The 25,405-nt window shown below is 67.0% G+C and carries 25 protein-coding genes; 5 read left to right on the top strand and 20 right to left on the bottom strand.

What is annotated here, in order from left to right; all coding sequences use genetic code 11:
* Positions 1–162 precede the first annotated feature (162 nt).
* From Q368_RS0105450 to Q368_RS0105430, 5 genes are all read right to left on the bottom strand, one after another.
* Positions 163–1,491, bottom strand: coding sequence for a PD40 domain-containing protein (locus Q368_RS0105450; protein ID WP_029457946.1), 1,329 nt, complete (start codon positions 1,489–1,491; stop codon positions 163–165).
* 187 nt (positions 1,492–1,678) lie between these two features.
* Positions 1,679–2,932, bottom strand: a complete 1,254-nt coding sequence (gene tolA, locus Q368_RS0105445; protein WP_029457945.1) for a cell envelope integrity protein TolA — start codon at positions 2,930–2,932, stop codon at positions 1,679–1,681.
* A 39-nt stretch (positions 2,933–2,971) separates the two neighbouring features.
* A complete protein-coding gene (tolR, locus tag Q368_RS0105440) occupies positions 2,972–3,412 on the bottom strand; it encodes a protein TolR (RefSeq protein ID WP_029457943.1) in 441 nt (146 codons plus the stop codon).
* A 3-nt stretch (positions 3,413–3,415) separates the two neighbouring features.
* Complete coding sequence (locus Q368_RS0105435) at positions 3,416–4,159, bottom strand: MotA/TolQ/ExbB proton channel family protein (protein ID WP_029457941.1); 744 nt, start codon at positions 4,157–4,159, stop codon at positions 3,416–3,418.
* 24 nt (positions 4,160–4,183) lie between these two features.
* Positions 4,184–4,939 (bottom strand): SIR2 family NAD-dependent protein deacylase, encoded by a 756-nt coding sequence (locus tag Q368_RS0105430; RefSeq protein ID WP_029457940.1) that lies wholly within the window; start codon positions 4,937–4,939, stop codon positions 4,184–4,186.
* Positions 4,940–5,059: 120 nt separating this feature from the next.
* On the opposite strand from Q368_RS0105430, the gene Q368_RS0105425 reads away from it, so the two are divergent.
* Both Q368_RS0105425 and Q368_RS0105420 read left to right on the top strand, forming a co-directional pair.
* Positions 5,060–5,509 carry a hypothetical protein gene (locus tag Q368_RS0105425; RefSeq protein ID WP_029457938.1) on the top strand — a complete coding sequence of 150 codons (450 nt, stop codon included), beginning with the start codon at positions 5,060–5,062 and terminating at the stop codon, positions 5,507–5,509.
* Between the two features lie 32 nt (positions 5,510–5,541).
* Positions 5,542–5,916 carry an SH3 domain-containing protein gene (locus Q368_RS0105420; protein ID WP_029457937.1) on the top strand — a complete coding sequence of 125 codons (375 nt, stop codon included), beginning with the start codon at positions 5,542–5,544 and terminating at the stop codon, positions 5,914–5,916.
* Positions 5,917–5,933: 17 nt separating this feature from the next.
* Here the strand turns inward: Q368_RS0105420 and Q368_RS0105415 are convergent, their stop codons facing one another.
* Positions 5,934–6,617: a hypothetical protein gene (locus Q368_RS0105415; protein WP_029457936.1), complete on the bottom strand. Its 684-nt coding sequence runs from the start codon at positions 6,615–6,617 to the stop codon at positions 5,934–5,936.
* A 223-nt stretch (positions 6,618–6,840) separates the two neighbouring features.
* Between Q368_RS0105415 and Q368_RS0105410 the strand changes: the two genes are divergently transcribed.
* A complete protein-coding gene (locus Q368_RS0105410; RefSeq protein ID WP_029457934.1) occupies positions 6,841–7,692 on the top strand; it encodes a YitT family protein in 852 nt (283 codons plus the stop codon).
* Here Q368_RS0105410 and Q368_RS0105405 read toward each other — a convergent pair.
* Positions 7,686–8,567 (bottom strand): LysR family transcriptional regulator, encoded by an 882-nt coding sequence (locus Q368_RS0105405; protein WP_029457933.1) that lies wholly within the window; start codon positions 8,565–8,567, stop codon positions 7,686–7,688. The two genes, Q368_RS0105410 and Q368_RS0105405, sit on opposite strands and share 7 nt — an antisense overlap.
* Before the next feature lie 97 nt (positions 8,568–8,664).
* On the opposite strand from Q368_RS0105405, the gene Q368_RS0105400 reads away from it, so the two are divergent.
* Entirely contained in the window at positions 8,665–9,525 is an 861-nt protein-coding gene (locus tag Q368_RS0105400) for a carboxymuconolactone decarboxylase family protein (RefSeq protein ID WP_084158687.1), read from the top strand.
* Positions 9,526–10,075: 550 nt separating this feature from the next.
* Here Q368_RS0105400 and Q368_RS0105395 read toward each other — a convergent pair.
* From Q368_RS0105395 to Q368_RS0105385, 3 genes are all read right to left on the bottom strand, one after another.
* A complete protein-coding gene (locus Q368_RS0105395) occupies positions 10,076–11,113 on the bottom strand; it encodes a DUF1786 domain-containing protein (RefSeq protein ID WP_029457930.1) in 1,038 nt (345 codons plus the stop codon).
* A gap of 210 nt (positions 11,114–11,323) precedes the next feature.
* Entirely contained in the window at positions 11,324–11,473 is a 150-nt protein-coding gene (locus Q368_RS26600; protein ID WP_169740592.1) for a hypothetical protein, read from the bottom strand.
* A gap of 205 nt (positions 11,474–11,678) precedes the next feature.
* Entirely contained in the window at positions 11,679–11,861 is a 183-nt protein-coding gene (locus tag Q368_RS0105385; protein ID WP_029457928.1) for a ferredoxin, read from the bottom strand.
* A 457-nt stretch (positions 11,862–12,318) separates the two neighbouring features.
* Between Q368_RS0105385 and Q368_RS0105380 the strand changes: the two genes are divergently transcribed.
* The gene (locus Q368_RS0105380) at positions 12,319–14,019 is read left to right on the top strand and encodes a putative bifunctional diguanylate cyclase/phosphodiesterase (RefSeq protein ID WP_029457926.1); all 1,701 of its coding nucleotides are present in this window, start codon (positions 12,319–12,321) and stop codon (positions 14,017–14,019) included.
* 260 nt (positions 14,020–14,279) lie between these two features.
* On the opposite strand, the gene Q368_RS0105375 is transcribed toward Q368_RS0105380, so the two are convergent.
* From Q368_RS0105375 to Q368_RS0105330, 10 genes are all read right to left on the bottom strand, one after another.
* On the bottom strand, positions 14,280–16,742 hold the full coding sequence (locus Q368_RS0105375; RefSeq protein ID WP_029457925.1) for a CBS domain-containing protein: 2,463 nt from the start codon (positions 16,740–16,742) through the stop codon (positions 14,280–14,282).
* An 89-nt stretch (positions 16,743–16,831) separates the two neighbouring features.
* Positions 16,832–18,232: a sigma-54-dependent transcriptional regulator gene (locus Q368_RS0105370; RefSeq protein WP_029457923.1), complete on the bottom strand. Its 1,401-nt coding sequence runs from the start codon at positions 18,230–18,232 to the stop codon at positions 16,832–16,834.
* Between the two features lie 31 nt (positions 18,233–18,263).
* Entirely contained in the window at positions 18,264–19,550 is a 1,287-nt protein-coding gene (locus Q368_RS0105365) for an HDOD domain-containing protein (protein WP_029457922.1), read from the bottom strand.
* A 55-nt stretch (positions 19,551–19,605) separates the two neighbouring features.
* Entirely contained in the window at positions 19,606–20,778 is a 1,173-nt protein-coding gene (locus Q368_RS0105360) for a hypothetical protein (RefSeq protein ID WP_029457920.1), read from the bottom strand.
* A 185-nt stretch (positions 20,779–20,963) separates the two neighbouring features.
* Positions 20,964–21,680: a hypothetical protein gene (locus Q368_RS0105355; protein WP_029457918.1), complete on the bottom strand. Its 717-nt coding sequence runs from the start codon at positions 21,678–21,680 to the stop codon at positions 20,964–20,966.
* 32 nt (positions 21,681–21,712) lie between these two features.
* Positions 21,713–22,366 (bottom strand): lactate utilization protein, encoded by a 654-nt coding sequence (locus Q368_RS0105350; RefSeq protein ID WP_029457916.1) that lies wholly within the window; start codon positions 22,364–22,366, stop codon positions 21,713–21,715.
* A 163-nt stretch (positions 22,367–22,529) separates the two neighbouring features.
* Entirely contained in the window at positions 22,530–22,982 is a 453-nt protein-coding gene (locus tag Q368_RS0105345; RefSeq protein WP_029457915.1) for a hypothetical protein, read from the bottom strand.
* 103 nt (positions 22,983–23,085) lie between these two features.
* Complete coding sequence (locus Q368_RS0105340; RefSeq protein WP_029457914.1) at positions 23,086–23,730, bottom strand: histidine phosphatase family protein; 645 nt, start codon at positions 23,728–23,730, stop codon at positions 23,086–23,088.
* Positions 23,731–23,737: 7 nt separating this feature from the next.
* Positions 23,738–24,166, bottom strand: coding sequence for a flagellar basal body-associated FliL family protein (locus tag Q368_RS0105335; protein ID WP_052360034.1), 429 nt, complete (start codon positions 24,164–24,166; stop codon positions 23,738–23,740).
* A 47-nt stretch (positions 24,167–24,213) separates the two neighbouring features.
* A complete protein-coding gene (locus Q368_RS0105330; RefSeq protein ID WP_029457910.1) occupies positions 24,214–25,377 on the bottom strand; it encodes an MFS transporter in 1,164 nt (387 codons plus the stop codon).
* Positions 25,378–25,405 lie beyond the last annotated feature (28 nt).

The raw sequence follows: 25,405 nt of genomic DNA, 5'->3' as shown, positions 1-25,405 counted from the left end.
AAGCACCAACGGGACGGCCCCCAATTACGCCTCCTGCAATAAAATGCAACAGGGAATTATGGGCCATTTTGCGGTCTTGCGCCAACCAACCGACTCCCTGACCTCATTAACGGCAATACGCCTTTCCGCCCCTTCTTTATTACAGGATAGTCATCCACCGCGCTACTTGGGCAACGGCCCCCAGAACGGCATCTGCGCCGCGCCGTCGCCGGTGGGGATCATGACCGGCGTCGCACCCTGGCGCGTGGTCACGTAAAGTTTCTTCTGCCCGCTGCGGGTGGAGGAGAAGACGATGAAGTAGCCGTCCGGAGAGAAGGAGGGATTCTCGTCCGAGCCGCCGCCCGAGGTCACCTGCGTCTCCTGCCCCGAGGTCAGGTCGTGGACGAACACCTTCTGCGCGCCGCCGAGCTGCTTGGTGAAGGCGACGAACTTGCCGTCGGGGCTCATGCTCGGGTTGGTGTTGTAGCCCGAGGAGGTCAGCCGCCGGGGCGAACCGCCGTGGACGTCCTTGGTGTAGATGTTGGGGCTGCCGGTTTCGTCGGAAACGTAGGCCATGAGGCGTCCCGAGGCGTCGAAAGTCGGGGAGACGTCGATGCCGGGGCTCGTCGCGATGGCGCCGCCGGGCTGGTAGGCGGAGTTGAGCAGGTAGATGTCGGCCTTGCCGTGCAGGGCGAGGCTCACGGCGATTTGGCCGTCTGGCAAAAAGCGCGGGCTGACCACGTTGGTGCTCGGCAGGGTGTAGACCTGGGGCTTGCCGCCGCCGGACCAGACGCCGAGGTAGTGGGAGCGCGAGCCGATGAGCGTGAAGCAGATGCGCCGGCCGTCATAGGACCAGGCGGGGCTCACGGCCATGCCCAGGTCGTTGTAGCTGGTCACCCGGGTGAGCCCCCGGCCGGTGGGCCGCACGGTCCAGATGTCCGTGCCCTTGCCCGAGCTCGGCTTGACGAAGGCGATCTGGGAATTGAAAAAGCCGCCCTGGCCGGTCAGGGCCATCATGAGCTCCATGCAGAAGCGGTCGGCGATATCGGGCAACTGTGCGTCGGTGACGCTGTCGTAGCCTTTGCCCACGAGCACTTTCTGCGTGTAGACCTCGAAGGCGCGCAGTTCCACGTTGCCGAGGTTGCCGCCCGGGGTCCACTGGGAGGTGACGACCACGTCGATCTTGCCCATGGCGAAGGGCTTGAAGTCGATCTGTTCTGCCGTGGGGCCGCCGATCTGCCCGGGGATGTTCGAGGGCGGCACGAGTTGCAGGAAGGGCAGGAACTGCAAGTCCTTGTTGATGAGGTCCTGGAGTTTGTCGGCCGGGGAAAGCTGGCCGCCGCCGGCGAAAGGCCGGGCCATGACGAGGTTCATTTTGGCCTGTCCCGGCCCCTGGATGTCCACGGCCAGGGAGGTCTGCTGCTGGGCCCGGGCCGTGCCGGCAAAAATCCCCATAAGCAGGGCGATGGCCCCGAAAACGCCGATGATCCGCTTTTTCGCGCGCATGGTCATTGTCCAAATCCTACGGCAGTCTGCTTGATCGTTGTTGAATCCCGCCCGGTCGCCCGGGCTGGCCCATGTGTGTAGTGCTATAGCCCGAGACCGGCCCTTGGGCAATTCTCGACGGCTGAAAGTTGCATGAATTTCCGGCGAGGATCCCCCGCCCGGCTTGGGGGCGTTTTGCGCCCCAAACGCCGCATCACCGGCCGAGCTCCTGGGAGCTGAAGCGCAGTTGCAGGATGGTGAGCCCGGTCGGCGGTGGCGGCAGCGTTTCGGTCTCGGCCACGGACTTGACCGTGGAGGCGTCGAAATTCGCCTGCCCCGAGGACTGGACGAGGTGGTAGTTCTGGATGCGGCCGTCCTTGTCGATACGCACTTCCACGATGGCAAGGAGCTGCTGTTTCGCGCCCTGGGGGAAACGCCAGTTCTTCTTGACCTCGCGGTTGACGATCTGGGCGTAGACGCCCATGGTCACACCCCCGCCGCCACCGCCGCCGGTACCGCCGGGCGTGCCGCCGCCACCGCCGCCGCCGGCCATGCGCCGGGCGTCGGCCAGGGCCTTGGACAGGGGATCGCCGCCGCCGGAGCCCGAGCCGGAACCGCTGCCGGAGCCCGAGCCCTTTCCGGCCTTGGACTTGGCGTCCTTGAGGGCCTGGGCAAGCGTGTCCTTGGCTGCGGCGGCCTCTTTGGCCGCGGCTTCCTTGGCGGCCGCCTCCTTGGCCGCGGCGGCCTTCTTGGCGTCCTCGGCCTTTTTCGCGTCGGCGGCCTTTTTCGCGTCCTCGGCCTTCTTGGCCTCTTCGGCCTTCTTCTTGGCGTCCTCGGCTTTCTTGGCGTCCTCGACCTTCTTCTTCTCTTCGGCCTTTTTCGCCTCGTCCGCTTTCTTTTTCGCTTCCTCGGCCTTTTTCTTGGCCTCTTCGACTTTCTTGGCTTCTTCCAGCTTTTTGGCTTCCTCAATTTTCTTCTTGGCTTCCTCGGCCTTCTTGGTCGCTTCCTCGAGCTTCTTGAAATCGGGCGTGGGCAGCGGCGTGGCCTTGGGTTCCGGTTTCGGCTCCGGTTTCGGTTCCGGCTTGGGCTCCGGCTTTTTCGGCTCGGAGCGGCTGGGCTCGGGTTCCGGGGCCACGGGCACGGCGGCCACGGGTTCCGGGGCGGCGGGTTTGGCCGGGGTGGGCGGAGCCTGGGCCGGTTCGGGCAGTTCGGCTTCGGCGGCCCCGGAATCGGGGCCACCGGCCGGTTCGGGAGGGCCGAGCTCGGGATGGTCGCCGGGGCCTTTGGGCCCGGGCGGCAGGCCAGCCTCGCCGGGCGGCAGGCCGGGCGCGCCGAGGGAAACCAGGTCCACTTCGTAGACGGGCACGTTGAGCTGGAAGCGCACCGGCTCGATATTGACGAAAACGAGACTGGCCAGCACCACGGTCAGGTGCAGGAAGACGGAGAATATCCAGCCTAAAACGCGCATGGGGCACTCGTCGGCGCGGACCGTGCGGCCCGCGCCGTCCTATTTCTTTTTGGCGGCGGGAGCGGCCGGGGCGGTCTTTTCCTCTTCGGCGACCACGCCCAGCTTGTCCACGCCGGCAGCCTTGACCACGCCCATGACCGAAACCACGGTGCCGTAGGGCACGGCCTTGTCGGCCCGAAGAAAGAGCTGCTTTTTCTGGTTGGTCACGAGCTGGTGCACCTGGCCCTCCAGTTCGCCGAGCTCCACCTGGTACTTGTCCAGAAAAAGCGAGCCGTCGGCCTTGACGGTGAGCACCACCGCGTCGCTTTCCTTGGGCAACACGCTCACCGCGCGCGTCTGCGGCAGGTCCACCTGCAAGCCCTGGGTCATCATGGGCGCGGTGACCATGAAGATGATCAGAAGCACCAGCATCACGTCCACGAAGGGCGTGACGTTGACGTCGGCCAACACGTGGCCGCGACCGCCGACCTGCATGCCCATGGCTTAGAACCTCTCTTCGGCGGTGCGGCGGCGGGGCGTTTCGGACGCGGCCTCGCGCGGTGTCCAGGTCACTTCGCGCTGGATGCGGTTCAAAAACGCGCCGGCGAAGTTGACAAGCTCGCCTTCGACGGCCGTCACGTAGCCCAGGAAGAAGTTGTAGGAGATGACCGCGGGGATGGCCACGGCGAGGCCGATGGCCGTGGCGATCAACGCCTCGGAAATGCCCGGGGCCACGGCGGCCAGGGCGGCGGACTGCATGAGTCCGATGGCGTGGAAGGAGTTCATGATGCCCCAAACCGTGCCGAAAAGGCCGATAAACGGCGTCGCGTTGGCGCTTGTGGCCAGAAACGACAGCGAGCTCGACAGCTTGGCCAGTTCCTGGGACACGGCCTGGCGCAACACCCGGCGGATGTTGTCCATGGCGATGTGGCCCTTTTCCGCCGGGTCAAGGTCGGCCTGCTCCATGCGCACGAGCTCCTCGAAGGCCATGCGTCCGACGTTGAACGCCGGGGACTGGCGCGACTGCCCGAGCGCATGCATGGCCGCGCGCAGGGTGTCGGCCTCCTGGAAGCGCGCGTAATCGCGCGCCGTGTCACGCTTGGCAGCGGTCAGGGTGAAAAGCTTGACGAAAATGATGCTCCAGCAGCCAAGCGACATAAACGCCAGAATCGACAGGACGAATATGACGGTCGGCGTGGCATTGGCCATCATGGCCCATAAGCCGCCATGCGGCGTAAGCGCGTCCATTGCGACCCACCTGTTAGGGAAACGTTAAGAAGGTTGGGAAAGCGCGAGATCGGCCAGGGCCGGCAGGGCGACCTCCGCAGGAGCGGCGATCGTGACGTCGGACAGGCCCTTGTAGGCGCTTTCCACGAGATTGATTTCCACCACAGCCCCACCCCTGGCCTTGACCTCCCTGGGCAGAAGGTTGGCCGGGGCGACCTCCCCCGATGTTCCGGCCACGATGATCAAATCAGCGGCCAAGGCCAATTGACCGCTTTTATCCAGGGCGTCAAGAGGAATGGCTTCCCCGAAGAACACGACGTCGGGCCGCACCACCCCGCCGCAGTCGCCGCAGCGCCAGGGAATGTCCGCCGCGGTGAGCGTCCGCGCGCCGGCCGGATCGTGCTCGCGCCCGCAGCCCATGCAGAAATAGCGGCCCATGCCGCCGTGGAATTCCACCACGTTTTTCGAGCCCGCGGCCTGGTGCAGGCCGTCGATGTTCTGCGTGACGATTCCGGCGAGTTTGCCCGCCGCCTCCAGCCGGGCCAGGGCCAGATGCGCGCCGTTCGGCTTGGCCGGCCCGATGACGGAAAGGGCGTCGAGCAGGAATTCCCAGGCGAGTCCGGGCCGCGACGCCAGGGCCTCGGCCGTGGCCACGGCCATGGGGTCGTAGCGCTCCCACAGCCCGCCCGGGCTGCGAAAATCCGGAATGCCGCTGGCGACGGACACCCCCGCCCCGGTCAGGGCCATGGCGCAGGTGGAACGGGCGAGCAGTCCGGCCGCCTTTTTGATGCCATCTGTCACGGACGCGCCTCCCCTCCCCGGCGACGGGCCGGAGAAACCAGCTGTTTTTTTACCCGGCAATGGCGTATGCATGGCATCGTAGAGCGTACGTTCCCGTTCCCCGAGGAGGTGAAACAGGCCATGAAACGCACTCTTTCCGTCCTGGCGCTTTGCGCCCTGCTGGCCCTGCCGGCCCTCGGCCTGGCCGCCGAACCTGTCCTGTTGGCCCAGACCCCGCCGCTTGGCCAGCCCATGCCACCGAACGCCACCCCGACGCCGCCGCCGGGGAAAAAGCCCTACAAGGCCCAGCCCGCGCCCAAGGGCCCGGCGCCGCTGCCGGCCCCGGCCGTGGTCAAGCCGGGCGCGCCCGTGGTGGCCCCTCCCGGCTCGGTGGTCGTGCCGCCGCCGGCCGTGACGCCGCGCCCCGGCCGCTCCGAACGGGCCCGCGCCAACGACATCGCCCGCTGCAACCAGCGACAGGCCGCCTGCACCAACACCTGCAACGCCCGGACCTACGGCCAGGCCCGCAACATGTGCTACAACCAGTGCAACGCCCAGTTCGTCAATTGCACGGCCAGGGCCAACCGGTAGCGCGAGCGCGCCTCCGACAAGGGAAAAACACCATGAGACGGCTTGTCGTTACCCTGCTGACGCTCCCGGCGCTGTGCCTCGGCCTGGCCGGGGCCGCCGCGGCCCAGCCCGTTTGTCCGCCCGGCTATTTCTGGAGCGCCGGGGCCTGCCGGCCCATGCCGCCGCCACCGGCGTATGCGCCGCCGCCGGTCTACGTGCCGCCGCCGGTCTACGATCCGGGCTTCAAGCAGGTGGCGCGGGCCTATGTCACGTTGCGCACCTGTCCTGGCGACGGCTGTCCGCCCGTGACCACGCTCTCGCGCGGCACACCCGTGCGCGTGCTCTCCTACGAGGGCCCCTTCGCGCTGGTGCGCGTGCCGGATTCCCCCTACGAGGGCTGGGTACGGCTGCGCCATCTCACGCCGTAACCGGGGCGAAAAACTCCTTACGCGCACACGGCCCGGGTCACTCCCCGGGCCGTTTTTTTTGCGGCCTCGCCGGGAAGCGCCGGCCGGCACACGGCGAAATCAGCGTCCCTGGCATCGAGCGCGGCGAAAAGCGCCCGCAGTTCGCCGTCCGGGTGCTGCATGCGCGCGTTCGCCCGGAAATGGCGGATGAGGTCCTCGCCCATGGCGAAGAGCCCGGCCCGCAGGTCGCGGCGGTAGAGCCGCACGTCGTGCGCCGCCCCGCCCGCCGGGCCGAAAACCACCAGATAACGCTCGGGCACGGCCTCGTACACGGCCGCCTCCCAAATGCGCCCGGGCAGCGGCACCTCCCGGACCATGGCCGCGACCGTCTCGTGCACCGCGCCGCGTGCCACGGCGAACTCCCTCCGGGCGTAGCCCCGCCGCGTCAGCCGGACGTCGTGGTAGACCAGCAGCCGGTCATAAAGCCGCTGGCGCAGGAAATAGGCGGCCAGGACCGCGACGCACAGCAGCCCGCAAGGGATGGAGAGCCACAGGGGCAAGGCGGCGAGCTTCGATGCCAGCGCCTCGACCCAGCCGGCGGCCAGGGCCAGCAGTTCCACGGCCTTGCGTCCGGTCGCCGCGAGCACCCCCAGGCAGAAATCGGCGGCCTTGCCCAGAAACACCCACAAGGCGGTTTCCAGATGGCCCCAGAGGTCGTCCACGCTCCACCTCCCGGCGCGCATCGCGCCATTCGACCGCAGGACGCCGTCCCCTCGCGTCGCCCCGAAAGGGCGGGAAAGCGCCGGAAACGGCCCGGTCCCAGCGCGCACGGCCTCCCTCGCAACGATTTCCCTTGCGCGCCCCTGTCCCCTGCGCTACACCCGCCGCGCCCCGCAGGCAACATCCCCCCTTGCCCAGACAGCGTCATCCGGATACCAGGAAATCATGCGAAATAGCGCCCGTTCCATCGCCGCCAACCTTGGCCTGCTGGCCTTTGGCGCGCTTCTCTTCAGCTTCAGCGTCAACGCCATCATCGTCGGCAAGGGGCTCATGGCCGGCGGCCTCTCGGGCGTGGCCCTGCTGCTTTATTACCTGACGGGCGTCGGCGGCCCGGGCCTGCTCTATTTCCTGTGCAACGTGCCGCTGATGATCCTCGGCTGGGTCAGCCTGTCGCGCCGGTTCATCCTCTACACCCTGTTCGGCATGGGGAGCGTCAGCGCCCTCATGCAGCTTCTGCCCCAGCGCACGCTTATCGAGGACCCGCTCCTGGCCGCCATCTTCGGCGGCGCGCTCATGGGCGCGGGTTCGGGAATCATGCTGCGCTCCCTGGGCTCGGCCGGCGGCACGGACATCCTGGCCATCTGGCTCAACCAGAAATACAACATGCGCATCGGCCAGTTCAACTTTTTCTTCAACCTGGCCGTCTTCGCCGCAGGCCTGGCCTTCTACGACCCGACCCTCGTGCTGTATTCGATCATTTTATCCTATACCAACTCCCAGGTGATGGACTATTTTCTGTCGCTTTTCAACCAGCGCAAAATGGTTTTCATCATTTCCGACAAAGCCGACGCCATCGCCCGCGATATCATTTACAATCTGAAACGCGGCGCGACCTTTCTGCACGGCGCAGGCGCCTACACCGGAAAATCAAAACGCGTGATCCTCACCATCACCAACACCGTGCAGATCAAGCGCCTGGAAGAACTGGTTTTCAGCCATGATCCCAACGCCTTTTTCGTGGTGGAAAACACCTTCAACGTGCTCGGCGAAGGCTTCTCCCGGCGCAAGGTCTACTGAGCCCCGGCGGCAAGGCGCACCAGCCTCGCCGCGGCCGCATGCTCCCGGCCCGCCGCCACGGCCGCCGCAAGCTCCACTTCCGGAAGCCCCGGCCCGAGCTCGCGAAAAACCACGCCCGCCCGCCGCCACACCCGCACCGAAGCCGGCAGAAACGCCAGCCCCACCCCGGCGGCCACCAGCGACACCATCGTGAACTTGGAAGCCGCCTCCTGCATCGGCGCAACCCGCGCCCCGGCCCGCGCAAGCGCCGCCTCGATGGCCGCAAGCAACGCCGGAGCCTGCTCGCGCGGCGGCAGCACCATGGGCAGCCCGTCAAGCTCCCCCAGCGCCACGCGCCGCGCCCGCGCGAGCGCATGCCCGGCCGGCACGGCCAGCACGTACGGCTCGCGCGCGACGACCGTCAGTACGACGCCCGGGAAATCCTGCCCCGCCCGGCGCACGAACCCCACATCCAGCCGCCCCGCCGCCAGGGCCGCCACCTGCTCCCGCGTGCCCATCTCGCGCAGCGTCAGCGCCACCTCCGGAGCATCCCGCCGGAATTTCGCCAACGCCTCGGAAAGAAACGCGTCCATGGCCGGATTGACGAACCCCACCGTCAGCCGCCCTGCCAAGCCCTGCCCCACCCGGCGCGCCGTCTCCCCCGCGCGCCGCGCCGCCCCGAGCACCAGCCGCGCCTCGCGCAAAAACGCCTCGCCCGCCGGCGTCAACGCCACCGACCGGCTCGTGCGCGAAAAAAGCCGCGCCCCAAGCTCCTCCTCCAGCGCCCGGATGCGCTGGCTCAGCGGCGGCTGGGCCATGCCGAGGCGTTCCGCCGCCCGGCTGAAATGGAGCTCCTCCGCCACGGCCACGAAACAATCACAATCACGCAATTCCATGATCAATATTTTTCACATATCAATAAGCATGTAAATTCGTATTTCACCTCTTGATCGCCCGGTCCTATGCTGCCTGAAACCACGTGGGGAGGCGATCATGACCCGTATCGCGCACACCGGCTGCCTGGCCCTCCTGGCCCTGGCCCTGACCGCAACCGCCACTTTCGGAGAACAAGCCATGAACGAACGCTACGCACGCGGCTGGAAGGCCCTCACCGCGCTGGCCCCGGGAAAAGCCCAGGCCGTCCAGGACGGACTGGCCGACATCGCGCCGGACATGGGGCGCTTCGTCGTCGAATTCGGATACGGCGACGTCTTCACCCGCCCGGGCCTCGACCCGGCCTCGCGCCAGATCGCCACCATCGCCGCCCTGACCGCGCTCGGCAACGCCGCGCCGCAACTGCGCTTCCACATCGAAGCCGGCCTTGCCGCAGGCCTCAGCCCGGACCAGATCGTCGACGTCATCTACGTGACCACCGTCTTTGCCGGCTTCCCCGCCGGCCTCAACGCGCTTGCCGTGGCCCGGGACGCGTTCGCCGAAAAAGGCGTCGCCGTCTCCCATGCCCCGGCCCATGCCCCGGACGCCATAGACCGCCGCGCGCGCGGCCTGGCCGCCCTGGCCGCGACCAGCCAGAACGCCGGGCAACACGTCCTCGACTCCCTGGCCGACATCGCCCCCGACATGGCCGCCTTCATCCTCGACTTCTCCTACGGCGACGTCATCTCGCGCACCTTCCTCACCCCGGCCCAAAAGGAAATCGCCATGGTCGCCGCCGCAACCGCACGCGGCACCATGGCCCCGCAACTCAAAGTCCACGCCAAAGCCGCCCTCGCCGTCGGCATGACGCGCGAACAACTCGCCGAAGTCGTCATCCAGATGGCCGTCTACGCCGGCTTCCCGGCCGCGCTCAACGGACTGACGGCCCTGCGCGAAGCGTTCGCGGAGGTGGATGGTTAGGAGAGAGAGGGAGGGATAAAAGCAAAGGCAAATGCGAAGGCGAAGATGCCTCCGGCGGCCGGGGGGGATCATCCCCCCCGGACCCCCTGGGCTGGGAGGTTGGGAGCGGGTGGAAGGACGGTCGGCGGGCGGTGCGTCGGGGTCTGTGGTCTCGGAAATGGGGCTGCCCCGCAGGCCGCAAAGCCGGCCAGCACGGCAGCCCCATTTCCGAGACCACGGGCGCCAGCGGCGAAGCGCCGCATTTTAAGAAATTCCCTGAAGGTCTTTAAGAGGCTTTCAAGGTAAAATTCCTTTAAACACGCCCCGCAGGGGCGACGGGCCTGCGAGGCCGGAATTTTCCCGGCGAGCCTGGAGCGCAGCGACGGCATCGCCGGGAAAATTCCGGCCTCGCCGACGCATTCCCGCGAACGACCACCTCACCACCCGCTTGCCATCTTCCCACATCTCCATCGAGGAGGTCCAGGAGGGGGTCACCCCCTCCTGGCCGCCGGAGGCATCTTCCCTCTTGTCTCCTCTTCCCCGCTCCGTTCTAAAACCCTACGCCCTATCCCTATTCCTTGTGCGCTTGCAGCCAATGGACGAGGCCGAAGCAGGCGGTGAGCATCATATCGCCGCCGGGGCTGGGGAAATCGACGTCGAAGCCGGCGAGCGTGGCGCGTTTGGGTCCGATGACGGAGGTATAGGGGAAGATGCCGGCGGCTACGGGCAGTGTGAGGGTGAGGCAGCCGTGGCCGCCTTTGTCGAAGACTTCGGCGTTGGCGAGGTGGCCGCGGCGGAAGCGTTCGAGGTCGTTCCAGACTTCGTCGGGGGGGAGCATGCCGGTGTGGTGTTCATAGATGCCGTGGATGCGTTGGCGGTAGACGAGGGCGGCGACGGTATGGCTGTTGCCGACGTTGACGAGCATGACGCCGGTCTCGTTGTTTTTGGCTTTGACGGCGGGGTCGGTGAGCAGCCCAAGAATGGCGGCCGCGGCGGAATCGGCCACGGGACCGCCGCCGATGGATTGCTGGAGGGTGGCCAGGCGCGTGAGTTCCACGGGCGGTGTATCGTAGACCAGGGCATCGGGACGGCCGTCGGCTTCGCTCAGGAAGCGTTCCCAGAGTTTGAAGCGGCCTTCGCGGCTGCTTTTACCTGGATGCAGGCCGTGGTCCTGGGCGCAGGCGACGACGAGTTCGGGTTCGGGCAGGCCTGCGGCGGCGAGGAAGGCGTTCCAGAAGCCCGGGTCGTAGTCGGCCAGGTGCAGGGGCACGTAGCCGGCGGGCCGGTGTTCGGTAACGGCGACGCCCATGGTGTCGCGCAGGCGTTTGGGATCGTCGGTGAGGGCCCAGACGGCGTCGGGGTGTGCGGCCAGGGGCAGGCCGGCCTTGACGTGGGCGCGGAAGGCCTTGAAGAAGCCGCCGCCCATGTTGCGCCCGCAGAGGTAGACGGGCTTGCCGGCGGCGGTCAGGGCGGCGAGTCGCGCGCCAACCTGCCGGGCCGGGGCGGGGAGCACGAATTTGGGGCAGTTCTCTGGTTCCAGACCGGGCTGGTGGTAGTAGACGTCCTGGGTGCCGGAACCGATGTCCAGGCACAGCGCGCGCAACGGCATCGCCGCCTCCTTTGTCTGCGTGGCAGGGATGTGTACGCGCAATTGCGCCTGCGCTCAAGGCGGGAGGGGCCGGTTACGAAAATGGCCTAAAAGGAGACAGCTGTGGGAAAAAATTGCACACGAGGGAGTCGCGGGGGGCGGGTCAGCGGGACCGCGACGCGGTGCGGCGCGCCGCGGCGCACTGGCGGGCTTTACAAGGAAAACCGGTTCCTAATGAAACAGCAGGCCCTTGTAGATGAACCGTTCGTACACGGAGCAGACACGGCGGGCGCTGCCGCTGGCCAGGCCGAAATCCAGCAACCGGCAGTACATGTGCACGGGATTGAGCCGGTGTTGCAGGTAGTTGCGCAGACGCTTCATAATGCCACCTCGGACGGGGGGGAGCCCCTTGACGCTTATTCATAAGCAAGAAGCGTTCCTTTTGTTCTTCTCCTCCCTCCATTCGGGGAGGCCTTCACGCTTCTTATCGGCCGATCGCGCCATGGGCTTAGACGGTCCGGGCGAAGAAATAAAAAAACCCGCGCCGGTTTCCCGGCGCGGGGTGTCCCCGAAGGGACGATCAGGTTCAGGATTTGGTGATGGCTTCGGCCGGGCAGGCGTCGATGGCTTCGTCAACGCAATCCGCTTCGACTTCGGGATCTTTCACCATAGCCTTGTCGCCGTCGCCGTTCATTTCGAAAGCCTCGGGGCAGGTTTCCACGCAAGCTTCGCAACCCATGCAAGCATCGTCGTCGATAACAATGGCCATGTCCGGTCCTCCTAAAAGGTTTGGCCCGACACCGCTTTGCCCGGCTTGCCTGCAAGCCCCCGAGCGGCGCCCGACTCTCTTTGAAACCCTATGTTACCAGGATGTTTCCACTTAACCCTCAGCCGCTCCAGGGAGAGCGTTCACCCTGGAAGATGCCCGTCCTCACTGCCGCGTCGTGTGGCCGCGTCCGCGCGGCAGACTGCCGCCGCGGCAATGCCCGGGCAAGGCACGTTGCCCGGGAAGTTCGTCTATGACGGGGCGCAAACGAAAAGTCAAGAACGGGGGGGTGCGGTGCTTCCAGCCAATCTATTAGATACTCTAATTATTTTTTCCAATCCCTTGCCGCCGCTCCCGTCCGTCGAATTGGCCTTTGACGATTGCGGTCAAAAACCATACACTTGTTGAAGTATTTGTGGTCAAGGACGCCATCGCGGCACGAAACCAGCGACCAGGGGCCATGCTGCCAGAATCCGCGGACCTGCTCGAATCCCTTGCCACCCATGCCGCCGTACTGGACGCGGCGGGCGTCATCGTGGCCGCCAACGCGTCCTGCCGGGCGCTCTTGGGCGAAATCGAAGCAGGCGAGGTCATCGGGCGTCTTTTCGCAGCCTATTGCGAAAAGCTCCTCTCCCCGGCCGCTGCGGCCGGCGTGCGCGAGGGTCTGGTCTCGGTGCTTTCGGGCACGGCCCAGCGCTACGAGATGGACCTGCCCTGCGGCAAACCGCAGCACCCCATCTGGCGCGCCCTGTGCGCCACGCCCCTTGCCGGGCCGACGCGAGGCGCGCTGGTCGTGCTGGCGGACATCAGCCGGCAAAAGCAGCTCGAAGAACACATCCTCCACGACGCCTTCCACGATACCCTCACGGGCCTTTTCAACCGGGCGCTTTTTTTAAACCGCCTGGAGCAGTCCATAAAACGGCTCAAGCGCAATCCCCAGGCGCTCTATGCCGTACTGTACCTGGACATGGACCGTTTCAAGCTGGTCAACAAGACCTTCGGCCACGTCACCGGCGACCGGCTGCTCATGGTCATCGCCAACCGGCTGCAAAAATTGCTGCGCGACGTGGACACGCTGGCCCGTTTCGGCGGCGACGAATTCGCCATCCTTGTGGAGGACGTGGACGGCCTCACGGACGCAAGCGCCATGGCCGACAACGTGCTGCGCCAACTCGCCGCGCCGTTTCGCCTGAAGAAGCAGGAAATTTTCGTCACGTGCAGCATCGGCGTGGTGCTCGGTTCGGCGGCCTACGAACATCCCGACCAGGTGCTGCGCGACGCGGACAACGCGATGTACAGCTCCAAGGAGCACGGCGGCGACCATTACACGGTTTTCGACGCCGGCATGCGCGTGGTCACCCAGCGCCGCATGGAGATGGAGCTGGCCTTGCGCCACGCCCTGGAATCGGGCGAGATCACGGTGCACTACCAGCCCATCGTATCCCTTTCGAGCGGGGCGATCACCGGGGTCGAGGCCCTGGCCCGCTGGAAGCATCCCCACCAGGGCAACATCGTGCCGAGCGAATTCATTCCCATCGCCGAAGAGACGGGGCTCATCAACGACCTGGGCGCCCTGGTGCTGCGGGAGTCCTGCCGGCGCATGGTGTCGCTCGGGCAGGCCAACCCGGACGCCGCAAAACTGACGCTTTCCGTCAATATTTCCGGCCGCCAGTTCAAGCGCCCCGATTTCGTGGAGGAAGTGGCGGGCATCCTGGCCGAGACCGGCATCGATCCGTCGCTCGTGCGCCTGGAGCTCACGGAATCCGTGCTCATGGACAACGCCGACGAGGCCGTGGCCACGATCAAGCGACTCAAGGCCCTGTCGGTCAAGGTGGTCATCGACGACTTCGGCACGGGCTATTCGTCGCTGTCCTACATCCAGCGCTTCCCCTTCGACAGCCTCAAGGTGGACCGCTCGTTCGTGGGCAACATGAACGAGGCCGAACAGAACATGGAGATCGTGCGGGCGATCATCGCCATGGCCCACAAGCTCGGCCTGGAAGTGGTGGCCGAGGGCGTGGAACTCGACGAGCACCGTACGGCGCTCACCGACCTGCATTGCGAAAGCGCGCAGGGGTTTTATTTCTCGCGCCCCGTGCCCGGCGAGGACCTTGACGCCCTGGTCAGGCGCGGCGTCCGCGGCGAAGCCCCGTCCTCCTGACCTGTCCGCCCTTCCTCAGCACAAAAAAAGAGATTCGCCGTCGGCGCGGGAGCTGCTTACACAGCCGGTTCCGAAGCTTTGCTTCGGGAACTCTTCCTCATACGCCTGGCGAATCTCGGAAAAGGCGCGCCTCGTTGCGCGGGTTATGGTGTTGTCCGTTTATTTCGCGCGTCCCTCCGTTGCCGTTGTTCCCATATCTGAAGGGGAGGCATTCCCCTTGCATATTTAACATAAGCACGCCGGCCCGGTTGTAAAGACGACTAGCCCTTGCCGGCGAGCAGTTCCTCGATGGCGGCGAGCAGGCGGTCAGGGTCCAGGGGCTTGGGCAGAACGGCGTCGGCGGCATGGCAGGGCGCGTCGCCGTGGCCGGTGATGACCAGGATGGGGATGGCGGAAAGCTCCGGATCGCGGCGCAGGGCTTCCATGGCCGCGCGGCCGTCCATGCCCGGCATGGCCATGTCCATGGTGATCACGCCCGGGCGCAGCCGCTCGGCCGCGGCCAGGGCCGATTCGCCGTCGTGGGCCGAGGCCACGCGGTAGCCCTCCCCTTCCAGGAACTGGATGAGGAACGAGGACACGGCCGGGTCGTCGTCCACGACCAGCACCAGCGGCCTGTCCTTGCGCGGGGCCGGTCCCCGGGCCGTGGGCACGCAGAGCCCCTCCGCGTCCGCCGTGGGCAGCTCGAAGACAAACGCCGCGCCACGTCCGGGCGCGGGCTCGACCCAGATGCGCCCGCCGTAGTGGGTCACGATCTCGCGGCAGATGGCAAGCCCCAGCCCCGTGCCCTTGGCCGGGCCCGATCCTTCGGGGTCGCGGCCCACCTGGCGGAACTTGTCGAAAATGAGTTCCCGGTCCTCGGCCGCGATGCCGGGGCCGGTGTCGCGCACGCAGACGCGGGCGAGGTTGCGCTCGGGCACGTCCAGGCTCACGGTCACCGCGCCCACGGCCGTGAACTTGGCCGCGTTGCCGATGAGGTTCAGCAGCACCTGTTCCAGGCGGTCCGGGTCGGCCACGACCACGGGCGAGATTTCGGGCAGGCGCAATTCCAGATCCACTTCCGGCCGGGTGGCGAACATGCCGGACACGGCGGCCACGGCCCGGCGCAGCACGTCGTCGAGGAGAATCGGCCGGTCGCGCCATTCCATGCGGCCCGACTCAATGCGGGACAGGTCGAGAAAGTCGTTGAGGAGCCGCGCGAGCCGTTCGCCCTCGGCGGCGAGCACACGCAGGTTCTCCCCGATGCGCGCCCCGCGTCGAACGAGCGCGGTGTCGTCGCCGGCAAGGGGCATGAAATGGCGCGCGAAATCCCGGGCGACGAGCTTGGAAAACCCGAGCAGCGAGGTCAGGGGCGTGCGCAGCTCGTGGGAAACCGACGAAAGGAAGGCGCTCTTGATCTCGTCCATGCCGCGCAGCCGGGTATTGGCCTCCTCGAGCTCCTTGGCCTGGGCCGTGAGGTCGCTCGTACGCGCGACCACGAGCTGTTCGAGGTTGCGCGTGAGCCGCTCCAGGCTCTCCTCGGCTTGGCGGCGTTCGGTGTCGTCGCGGGCCATGAGCACGAATCCGGAGGGCGACCCCCCTTTGTCGTAAATGCCGGAAACGCGCACGGCATAGCTGTGCGCCGTGCCCCCGCGTTCCTTGCGCAATGTGAAATCGTAGCTGTGGGTGGGAGATACGGCATCGAGCCCCCGCAGGAAGGCGGCGCGGTCGATGCCCGGACGCTGGTGCACCTCGCGCAGGTCGCGCCCGGCGACCGTTTCGGCGTGCAGGCCGAACATCTCCTCGGCAGCCGGATTGACGTAGGTCACGCGCCAGTCTTCGTCGACGGCAACGATCGCCATCTCGGCGCTGCGCAGCAGGTTATCCAGAAAAACGGTCTTGGCCACGAGCGAACGCCCCACTTCGCGCAGGGCCGCGTCCTTTTCCGCCAGGGCGGATTTGAGCGTGCGCACGTAGCGGCTTTCGAGCGCCCGCACGATGTCGGACTGGGTGACGAGGCCGAGCACCCGCCTGTCGTCGTCCACGACCACCAGACGGCGCACGCGGCGCTTTTTCATGAGCAGCGCGGCCTCGAACACCGGGCGCTCGGCCTCGGCGCACACCACCGGGCAGCTCATGATGTCGTAGAGTTTGAGGCTGCCCATGTGCGGGCTTTCGGCCAGCAGGCGCACCACGTCGCGCTCGGTGACGATGCCCGCCGGGCGGTCCTCGCGGGCGACGATGAGGCAGGAAATGGAACGGGAGGCCATGCGCGAGACGGCCTCGCGCACGGTGCAGTTGCCCGGCGCCGTGACCACCTCCCGGGTCATGATGTCCCCCACCCGCTGCATTTCCGTCAGGGCGTCGTGGCCGAGGCTCTCGATCAGGTCGGACTGGGTGAGCACGCCCCGTGCCTTGCCGGCCGCGTCCACCAGCACCAGGTGGCGCAGGCGCTTGCGGGCAAGCAGATGGTAGGCCTCGACGAGCATGGTGTCCTCGTCCACGGTGACCACCGGGGAGGTCATGAGCTCGCCCATGGTGCGGTCGGCGAAGGCTTCGCCGCGATGGGCCGCGCCCCAGACGATGTCGCGCTCGGTGACGATGCCCACGGGCACTCCCGCCTCGGCCACGACCAGACAGGAGATGCCGCGGTCGCGCATGACGGCGAGTCCGGCGCGCACCGGCGTATCCGGAGATACGGCGATGACATCGGGGGTGATGATTTCGGCCAGTCGCCTGTCGCCCATGCAACCTCCTTGGGCATCGTTCCTGAGACGGGGTGGGAGGCCAGTGCCTCAAAAGCGTCGGCTTGGCAAGGCTCGGCCCCCGGCCCGCGTCAGGAGGGCGGCGTCGCCGCGTATTCCGCGGTCTCGATGCGGTGTTTCTGGATCTTGTTCCAGAGGTTTTTCGGGCTCACCCCGAGCAGACGCGCCGCATCCTTCTGCACGCCGCCTGCCTTGCGCAGGGCCGAAAGGATCATGTTGCGCTCCATGTCCTGAAGGGTGTCGCGCAGGTTGCCGGCGCGGGCCGGGGCGTCCTGCGCGGGAGCCTCGGGCGGGCGCCTGCCCGGAACGTCCAGGGCGCGGGCCACGTCCGCGGCGGTGAGCACCTCGCCGGAACTGACGATGGCCGCCCGCTCCAGGGTGTTGGCCAGCTGGCGGACATTGCCCGGCCAGTCGCAGTCGTAAAGGAGTTGCATGCCCTCCCGGGACACGCCCCGCAGGTTGACGCCGACGCGGGGATTGATGCGCTCCAGAAAATGCGCGGCCAGAAGCGGCAGGTCCTCCTTGCGCTCGCGCAAGGGCGGCAGGGGAATGGCGGCGACGCTCAGGCGGTAGTAGAGGTCGGCCCGGAACTTCTTTTCCGCGACCAGGGCCTGGAGGTCCTGGTTGGTCGCGGCGATGATGCGGATGTCGATGTCGATGGGCTTTGCGCCGCCCACGCGCTCGACCTGCTTCTGCTCCACGGCGCGCAACAGCTTGGGCTGGAGGAAAAGCGGCATGTCGCCGATCTCGTCGAGCATGATCGTGCCGCCGGACGCCAGTTCGAATTTGCCTTTTTTCAGCGCCACGGCACCGGTGAACGCCCCCTTTTCGTGGCCGAACAACTCGGATTCCAGAAGGTTTTCCGGGATGGCGGCGCAGTTGACCTTGACGAAGGGCGCGTGGCTGCGGCGGCTTAAGGCCTGGATGGCATCGGCCACGACCTCCTTGCCCGCGCCGGATTCGCCGGTGATGAGCACCGTGGAATCGAGCGGCGCGACCCGGCGCACCATGTCCACCACGTCCCGCATGACCGGGGACTGGCCGACGATGACCGGCCCCCGTCCGGCGGCCAGGGCGGATTTGAGCCGGGAAAGCTCCCGCACCAGCGCGCCCCGCTCCAGGGCGCGGCGCACCACCACTTCCATCTCGGCCAGGGAAAAGGGTTTGGCGAAAAAGTCGTAGGCCCCGAGTCGCACGGCCTCCAGGGCCTTTTCCTTGGCGGCGTAGCCGGTCATGACAATGACCTCGGCTTGCGGACAGGCGTCCTTGAGCCTGGAGAGCCCCTCGATGCCGTCCATGCCGGGCAGCATGACGTCGGTGATGACGAGGTCGAAGGCCTCGGCCTTGGCCTTGGCCAGGCCTTCCTCGGCCGAGCCGACATGGACCGGCGCATAGCCGCGTGAGGCCAGAGCCTCGCTGAGCATGGCCCCGAAGGCCGCGTCGTCCTCGATGACCAGAATGCGGTCGGGCATCAGCGCTCCAAGGGTAGTCGGCCGGCAAAGGTCATGGCGGCCCGGCCCTGTCCGGGAAAAAACTGTGCATGGTTTCGGCCAGACGCGCCTCCATGGCGGGCACGAGCGCGGCCACGCCCGCGGCGGTCAGGCCCAGGGCGTCCCAGGCCGCCGGAGCCAGGGGCGCGACATGGCGGTTGCCGCTCGCGCCCCAGCCCATGGCCGTGGCCACGCCATCGGCCAGGTGCACGATGGCCGGCTCCTCGACGAAAAGCGGCTCGTCCATGTCGTGGTGGTAGCGGACCATTTTCTCCAGATTGGCCGGAAACTGCCATTTCTGGAGCAACTGGCCGCCCAGGGCGGCGTGGTCGAAGCCGAGCAGCGCGCGTTCGGTTTCGAAAAGCGGCGCGTGCGCGGTCACGGCCTGGCGCATGGCCGCGGCCATGTGCGTCGAAGCCTGCTTGAAAAGCACGATGCGGCCGATGTCGTGGAGCAGCCCGGCCACGAAGGCGGCTTCGGCGTTCTCCCGGCCAAGGGCTCCGGCAAGGGATTGGGCGGCCACGGCGCAGCCCACGCTATGCTCCCAGAACACCTGCATGTTGACCCAGTGCGGCGGGATGTCCTGGAAAAGCGGCAGTACGGAAACGCCCAGGGCCAGCGTCGCCAACTGGCGGCCGCCGACCACCATCACAGCCCGGGACAGGCTGTCCACCTTGGCCGGAAACCGGCCGCGCACGGCGCGCATGGTGCGGGCGTAGAACGAGCTGTTGACCAGGCGCAGCAGCTTGGCGGCCAGGTTCGGATCGTGGCGGATGCTCTCGGCCGCGTCGTCCACGGTGCTCGCGGGATTGCGCAGTACTTCGCTGATGCGCAGGTAGACCTCGGGCGGAGAAACGAGCTTGGGTTCGTCGCGCAGGAGCGCTTCAGGCGATTCCGGGGGGGACGGCGCGTCCTCGGCCGGACGCGCGGCTTCCCCCCCGGAGGAGGCGGAGGAGGCATCGCCCCCTACGGCCTTGCGGCGGCGGACTTCCCGGTCAAGGGCCAGGCGGTGGAGCACGGGGGTCAGGGGATGGCCGGGATCGAGCAGGCGCAGGCGTTCGGCTACCGTCGCCGCGGCCGCGGCCGCGACGGCTTCCACGTCCGGGACCGCCACGGGCGAAACGCTGCCGCCCTCGCCCTCAACCACGCCCACGTCGGGCAGATTCCAGGCGAGCAAGGATTTCACATGCCCATGATCAAGGGTGGTTCCCTTGGGCATGAGAAAGCGGCCGCCGGGAGTCAGCACATCCTCGGCCAGCACCATGCCTGCCCGCAAATCGGAAACATTGCGCCTGACCATCGCCTCCCGCCGTATCTTCCAGAGTCAGGGGATCATAAGGGATTGGACCTGCCTGTCAAGGAAGGTCGGCGCGCCCGGGCGTTGCGTCGGGATCGCCGGCGACCGTGAGCACGAGGCGGGAAGGTTGTCCGGCGCTCGCCGGATAAAACCGCAGGCTACCGGCATTTTCATTGAGGAAATTGATAAAGGCCGCCACAGGCGGCTCCAGGGCCCCGGGCTCGGGCACGCCTTCGAGCACGATGACAGCTCCGCCGTGCGGCCCGGCTTCCAGGCGCACCGAAGCCGCGCCCGTGGCCGCATCCAGGCTCCGGCGCAACAGCGCGGCCAGCCCCGCGAGAAACGGCTGCTTGCGCAGCCGCACCGTCACCCCAGGCGTGAGGCTTCGCGCCACCGGGTCGAAACCCGCGGCCCGGGGCATGCATGCGAGCATGGCGGCCAGTTCCACGTCCAGGCGCACACTGGAAAAAAACGGCCTGGGCCGGCCCTTGCCCTCGAACGCCTCGCGGCGGGCTTCCAGCTCGCCGAGCATGCGCACCTTGATCGCGCCAAGAGCAGCCGTCCGTTCGGCCAGCCGCGGAACGGCGCGTTCGAGCACGGCCTGGCGCAATGCCCGGGTATGGCGCACGGCCGCCTCGTGGTCTCCGGCGTCGATGGCCCGGGCGAGGCCGTCGAAAGCGTCCTCCAGACGGCCGGCCCCGCCCAGGACGCGCCCCAGGCGCAGCAGTTCGGCCTCGAATGAGGACAAGGCATTGCCCATGCCGTGCAGGTAGGCGTCGGCGGCCTCGCCCTGGCCGGCGGCATACGCAACCTCCGCCTCGCCCGCGGCCTGCTCCACGCGCCGCTGCGATTCGCGCAGATCCCTGGTGCGGCGCACGAGCGTCCTGGTGCGCCGTTCCACGCGCCGGGCCAGGGCCTCGCCCGCAAGGCGCAGTTTCGCCTCTGCCAGACGTCGTCGCCGGACCTCCCGTGCCGCGAGAAAGGCCATACCGAGCCCGCCCACGCCGGCTAGCCCCAGCATCAGGCGCAGTTCGCGGACCCGCATCCCCGCCCCGGGCAATACCGCCACGCACTCCGCCACGGCCCGCTCGTAATCGAGCAGCACGTACCAGCCAAGGGCGATGCAGATAGCCACGGCCAAAGGCAACAGCACGTCGGCTTCCTTGAGCCCCGTGCGGGGTTCGGGGACAGCCGGTTCACCCGGGACCTGATCGCTGCCGTTTCGGGTCATGCGAACCTCGCTGGCGGCCGCGCCGCAGACGGTGCCAAGCAAACGGCGGGCCAGCCGCGCAACCGCCCGGCGGCGCGCTTGGTTGCGAAAAAACAAAGCCGGCGTCCGGGGCGGCGTTCCACAACGTGGAACCCTCCCGAACGCCGGAACGAAATCGGCACGGCCGACGCGCGGCCGGACGGAGGCTACTCGGGGAGGTTGATGCCGAAATCCATGCGGCCGAAGGTGTCCAGGCCATCGTCCATGTTGCCGCCCTCGACGTTCTCCTCGACCGTGCGGGGCGTTGCGGACTTGGTCTTGCGCCGCCGCCGCGCGATGATTTCCTTGAGCAGTTCGTCGCGCCCCATGTAGCAATCCATGCACATGTCGTCGCGGGGGCTGAACTCCGAGGCGCGTTTGCGCAGGTTGCACACCTTGCAGATGCGGGCATCGGACACCGTGGAGGCGGCATCCTCGTCCTCGTCCTCGTCCGGCGCGGGCTCGTCCTCGACCTCGGGCAGGGCCTCCTCGGTCTCCTCGCGTTCGCGGCGCGCGGGTTTTTCCTTGCGTGGCCGGGCCGGCGCGGCCGCGCGGGGCGCGGGCTCCTCTTCGCGCGCTTCCGCATCCACGCGCAGGCTAAACGGCCCCTTGCGCGTGCGCACCTGGATCTCGCCGGAAAGCAGCTCCGGGAAAAGCTCCGCGAAGATCCGCACGAGCTGAAACTTCTTGTCCACGCCCTTGCGGCGCACCCGGATGTAGGCCCGGTTGCCCTGCACGGTCGGCCAGATCGCCTTGTCGAGATTGGCGTTTTCATCCTGAAGGAAGCGCCCTTCGACGACGAAGCCTTCCTCACAGATGTAATAGTCGGTCCCCGGTTCGCAGTGGAAATAATCCGCCTCGGGTGGTATCTTCTTCCAAGCCAAAGCCGGCCCCTCGCTTTGCCCCAAACGGCCTCTTACAGTCCCAAATCCTGATTGATCAAGATCACCGTGATCCGCCCCCTGGGAAAGGACTTTTCGGTGATGGTCCACACGTTACAGATGCGCTCCGGGCTACCGCAGTCCTCGCAATGGGAGGTGGCCGTACAGGGCGTCTTCTTGGCCAGGCGCATGGCGTTGGCCGGAGCGGCGAATTCCTTGATGCGGCTTATGGCGGAAGTCAAGTCCGGCACGATCTTGTTGCGCCCGACCAGCACCACGGCATGCTTCGGCCCGAAGGCGATGGCGCAGGCCCTGTTGCCGATCATGTCGAGGTTGACGAGCACACCGTCCTCGGTGACGGCGTTGGTGCCTGTGAGAAAGAGATCGACCAGCAACGCCTGGCGGCGGCGTTCGTAGGCCTGCTCCGGGGTCAGGGTCTTGTCCAGGGTGTCGAGGACCGCGACGCCGGGCGTTTCGGCCAGGGCCTGCGGCAGGCCGGAGCCGACAAGGGTCATGGAGCCGCCGTAGGCGACGGTCTTCGCACCTGTTGCCGGCAGGACCTCGTCCAGAACCAAAGTCTTGGCCGCCGCGGCGTCGGGAACGACGTGGACCTTGAAGTGGTTCTTGCGCAGCGCCTCGGCCACATCCTCCAACCGTTTGGCATAATAAAGCTCTTTCGGAGACGTCATGCTTCCTCCTCGCGGCCGTGCCGGCGGCCGGCGGTTGCCCTTTTAATCACGCCTCCCAAAAAAGCAAGACGCCGCAAGCGGGCGCTATTTCCAACCGCCAAGGCGGCGTTTCGGGAAACATCCTTCCCCCGCTCGCAGCCGCCTCCGTTGGGCCCTGCGTCGGTTATGGATACACGTTGCGCAATTCGCCGAGAAATTCCCCGACGGTCGGGTCCTTGCGGTTTTCCCGCACCACCACCCACAGGCCCCAGGAAACGGGAATGTTCCTGTTTTTCTTGTTGGCATAGAAGGCATCCAGGGCCGTGACGATCTTTCCGGCCGGCATGCCGGCGAAAAAGGCGTCGGACTGGCGCATGATGCTTTCCATGATGTCCGTGCAGATGGTGTATTCGTTTTTGAGGGTGATCCCGAGGATGTTCTCGTTGAGATTGAAGCCGTCGAAAATGCCGAGGACAAGATCGGTCTTCTGTTCGCGGGAAAGGCTTGCCCAGTAGGCGCCCGCGCGCTTGGCGGCCTGTCCCTGGGCCGGGTCCAGGGCAAGGAAGCACAGGACCGCGGCCACGAACAAGGCCATGGCCGTATACCGTCCCGGGCGGTCGCTGCGCCGTTGCGCCATGGGCATGCTCCTCAAAGAGTCGCGTTCGACGAACGCCGATACGCTTTTCTTGTAGGGCAGGCAACGCATGGTTTCAACGCGTTTCAAGAAAAAACAGGCACTTTCACGTGGAAAGCATTTCAGGGGGCATGTGGCCGGCGCAAACCTGACCCAGATAGGCCCGGCGAGGAGACAGGGCCAGGGCGGTGATGGCCGCATTCGGGTAGGCAACGGCCGTACGGAAGGAACGGAAGCGCGTCATGGCTTCCTCCACGCCCAAAGGACCGCACAACACGCGCAACAACACCCCGCGCAGGAACTGGCCGTGGGAGAACACCGCCGAGGAGCCGGCAAGGGGCGCGATCCGTTCCAGAAAGGCCTCCACCCGGTCCCAGAAATCCACGAACGACTCGGCCCCCTCCCCGTCCCGGAAACGCGGATCGAGGCGCACCCAGTAATCGACCACGGCCTGGCTCCTGTCGTGGCGCGTGGTGCCCAGGTAGCGGCGCGGTGCGAGGTAGGTGAACTCCTGGATGGGCCACACGGCGACCGGCACGTCGGGGTAGCGCTCGCACAAAGGCTCGGCCGTCTGGGCCGCACGGTCGAAGGGGGAAAAGACCACCCGCGCGGGCGGCTTATGAAAACAGGAAGCCACCACGGCGGCCTGGGCATGGCCCAGGGCGGTCAACGGAATGGTGTCGGGATGCTCGGTCGCCTCGCCGGCGTTGGAGGCGCTCTGGCCGTGTCGAATCAGGCGGACAAGGGGCATGGCGCGGCTACCGGATGACGAATTGCAGGTAATACAGGCGCACGACCCGGGGTGCGCCGATGGCCTTGTTCATGACGGCGATGAGCTCGTCCTTGAGCCTGCGCCTCGCCAGGGCGCCGGTGAGTTGCGCCGCAGACTTGTCGCGCAGAAAAAGCAGGACGGCTTCGCGCGTCTGCGGCGCGGCAGCGAGCTGCGCGCCTTCCGCATCCTGGCACTGGGCCTCGAAGCCGATATAAAGCTCCGCCAAACGACCGCCATCGGAGATATTGACCCGAAGCAGCGGATAGACGGCGCTACCGCCCTTGACCGTGATTTCGTCCTGGGCCGCGGCCTTGCCTGGCCATGCGGTCAGCGCAAGGCAGAGCAGCAAGGCCAGGACGGGGAAAAGCCGGCAGCGCCGCCGCAGGATCTTTCCTGCGACGGGAGTCCCGGGCATGCGCCTTGCGTCGCCGCCAACCCCGCAAATGTTCACCCCAAGCCGTCTCATCCCGCCTTGGCCTCGCCCGAAAACGCATTGCCGTCAAGACGGGCCGCGATCACGGCGGCCAGCATTGCGACGCAAAGAAGCAAACCGGCGGCGGCGCGTTCGCCGAACCGGGCGAAAACGAGCCCGGGCAAATACGCTCCGAGCGCCCCGCCGGAATAGTAAAAAGAAATGTAGAGCCCGTTGACCAGACCCTTATGCTCGCTTTCCGCGCTGTTGAGCACGCCCGGGGCCACGGAGTGGGCCAGGAACATGCCCGCGCACAACACGAAGACGCTGGCGAAGATCGCGGCCTGGGACGGCAGGGAAAAAACCGCGGCCGCCGCGATGACCACGACCGCGCCCACGGTCATGGTCCGTGTGGGGCCGCCGAGGCGGCGGGAAAAACGATGGGAGGTCAGGCAGGCGATGATGCCCATGAGATAGCCCGCGTACATCGCCCCGGCCCGAAGCGGCGAGTAGCCGCCGGCCAGCTTGCCCAGCCGAAACGGCAGCAGGTTGAGCATGCCGGAAAAGACGAAAAAGAGCAGGGAAACGACCAGATACGTGGCGATAAAGCCGTTTTTGCGCAGCACCTGCGGCGCGTACTCCAGGCGGATGGGCGAAAAGGCCGCCCGGCCGTCCGGCGGCAGGAAACGACAGGCCGCGGCGCACAGGGCCAGCACCACGGCAAGCCCGAAAAAGGGGACTTTCCAGCCCAGAGCGTTGGCTGAAAGGCCGGAGAAAAAACGGCCGAAAAAGCCGCCGAACACCGTCACCGCAATATAGGCGGCCATGACCCGGCGCAGGGATGCGGCCGAGGCAGAGGTGGCCAGATAGGTCATGAGCGACGTGAGGAGCGCCGGCACAAGCAACCCCTGGACGACGCGGATGGAAAGAAACCAGCCGAAATCCGGGGCCAGGCACAGCCCCGCCGTGCAGCAGGCCAGAAGCGCCAGGGACGCGCCGATGAGCGGCTTGGCCGGCACGGCATCGAGGAAAAAACCATACGCCAGGGGCGCGAGGCCAAGCGGCAGCATGGTGGCTGTGGTGACCAGGGAGGCCGTGGCTTCGGACACGCCGAAGGCGTCGGCCAGGATCGGCAGCAGCGGCTGGGGCGCATAGATGGAAGAAATGCCACTGACGGTCGCGGCATAGAGAACGACAAACGTCCAAGTGTTCATTGCGACGATCCCCCGGGGCGTTGCGGCG

It is taken from the genome of Solidesulfovibrio alcoholivorans DSM 5433 (assembly GCF_000702665.1).
Lineage (GTDB): Bacteria > Desulfobacterota > Desulfovibrionia > Desulfovibrionales > Desulfovibrionaceae > Solidesulfovibrio > Solidesulfovibrio alcoholivorans.
The sequence above is the reverse complement of the archived record's forward strand: the minus strand, read 5'-3'. Positions and strand labels throughout refer to the sequence as shown.

Bases quoted from the DNA above. Each gene is read 5' to 3' on its own strand.
- Q368_RS0105450 (WP_029457946.1), bottom strand. From the start codon at position 1,491: ATGACCATGCGCGCGAAAAAGCGGATCATCGGCGTTTTCGGGGCCATC.
- tolA (WP_029457945.1), bottom strand. From the start codon at position 2,932: ATGCGCGTTTTAGGCTGGATATTCTCCGTCTTCCTGCACCTGACCGTG.
- tolR (WP_029457943.1), bottom strand. From the start codon at position 3,412: ATGGGCATGCAGGTCGGCGGTCGCGGCCACGTGTTGGCCGACGTCAAC.
- Q368_RS0105435 (WP_029457941.1), bottom strand. From the start codon at position 4,159: ATGGACGCGCTTACGCCGCATGGCGGCTTATGGGCCATGATGGCCAAT.
- Q368_RS0105425 (WP_029457938.1), top strand. From the start codon at position 5,060: ATGAAACGCACTCTTTCCGTCCTGGCGCTTTGCGCCCTGCTGGCCCTG.
- Q368_RS0105420 (WP_029457937.1), top strand. From the start codon at position 5,542: ATGAGACGGCTTGTCGTTACCCTGCTGACGCTCCCGGCGCTGTGCCTC.
- Q368_RS0105410 (WP_029457934.1), top strand. From the start codon at position 6,841: ATGCGAAATAGCGCCCGTTCCATCGCCGCCAACCTTGGCCTGCTGGCC.
- Q368_RS0105405 (WP_029457933.1), bottom strand. From the start codon at position 8,567: ATGGAATTGCGTGATTGTGATTGTTTCGTGGCCGTGGCGGAGGAGCTC.
- Q368_RS0105400 (WP_084158687.1), top strand. From the start codon at position 8,665: ATGACCCGTATCGCGCACACCGGCTGCCTGGCCCTCCTGGCCCTGGCC.
- Q368_RS0105395 (WP_029457930.1), bottom strand. From the start codon at position 11,113: ATGCCGTTGCGCGCGCTGTGCCTGGACATCGGTTCCGGCACCCAGGAC.
- Q368_RS26600 (WP_169740592.1), bottom strand. From the start codon at position 11,473: ATGAAGCGTCTGCGCAACTACCTGCAACACCGGCTCAATCCCGTGCAC.
- Q368_RS0105385 (WP_029457928.1), bottom strand. From the start codon at position 11,861: ATGGCCATTGTTATCGACGACGATGCTTGCATGGGTTGCGAAGCTTGC.
- Q368_RS0105380 (WP_029457926.1), top strand. From the start codon at position 12,319: ATGCTGCCAGAATCCGCGGACCTGCTCGAATCCCTTGCCACCCATGCC.
- Q368_RS0105375 (WP_029457925.1), bottom strand. From the start codon at position 16,742: ATGGGCGACAGGCGACTGGCCGAAATCATCACCCCCGATGTCATCGCC.
- Q368_RS0105370 (WP_029457923.1), bottom strand. From the start codon at position 18,232: ATGCCCGACCGCATTCTGGTCATCGAGGACGACGCGGCCTTCGGGGCC.
- Q368_RS0105365 (WP_029457922.1), bottom strand. From the start codon at position 19,550: ATGGTCAGGCGCAATGTTTCCGATTTGCGGGCAGGCATGGTGCTGGCC.
- Q368_RS0105360 (WP_029457920.1), bottom strand. From the start codon at position 20,778: ATGACCCGAAACGGCAGCGATCAGGTCCCGGGTGAACCGGCTGTCCCC.
- Q368_RS0105350 (WP_029457916.1), bottom strand. From the start codon at position 22,366: ATGACGTCTCCGAAAGAGCTTTATTATGCCAAACGGTTGGAGGATGTG.
- Q368_RS0105345 (WP_029457915.1), bottom strand. From the start codon at position 22,982: ATGGCGCAACGGCGCAGCGACCGCCCGGGACGGTATACGGCCATGGCC.
- Q368_RS0105340 (WP_029457914.1), bottom strand. From the start codon at position 23,730: ATGCCCCTTGTCCGCCTGATTCGACACGGCCAGAGCGCCTCCAACGCC.
- Q368_RS0105335 (WP_052360034.1), bottom strand. From the start codon at position 24,166: ATGCCCGGGACTCCCGTCGCAGGAAAGATCCTGCGGCGGCGCTGCCGG.
- Q368_RS0105330 (WP_029457910.1), bottom strand. From the start codon at position 25,377: ATGAACACTTGGACGTTTGTCGTTCTCTATGCCGCGACCGTCAGTGGC.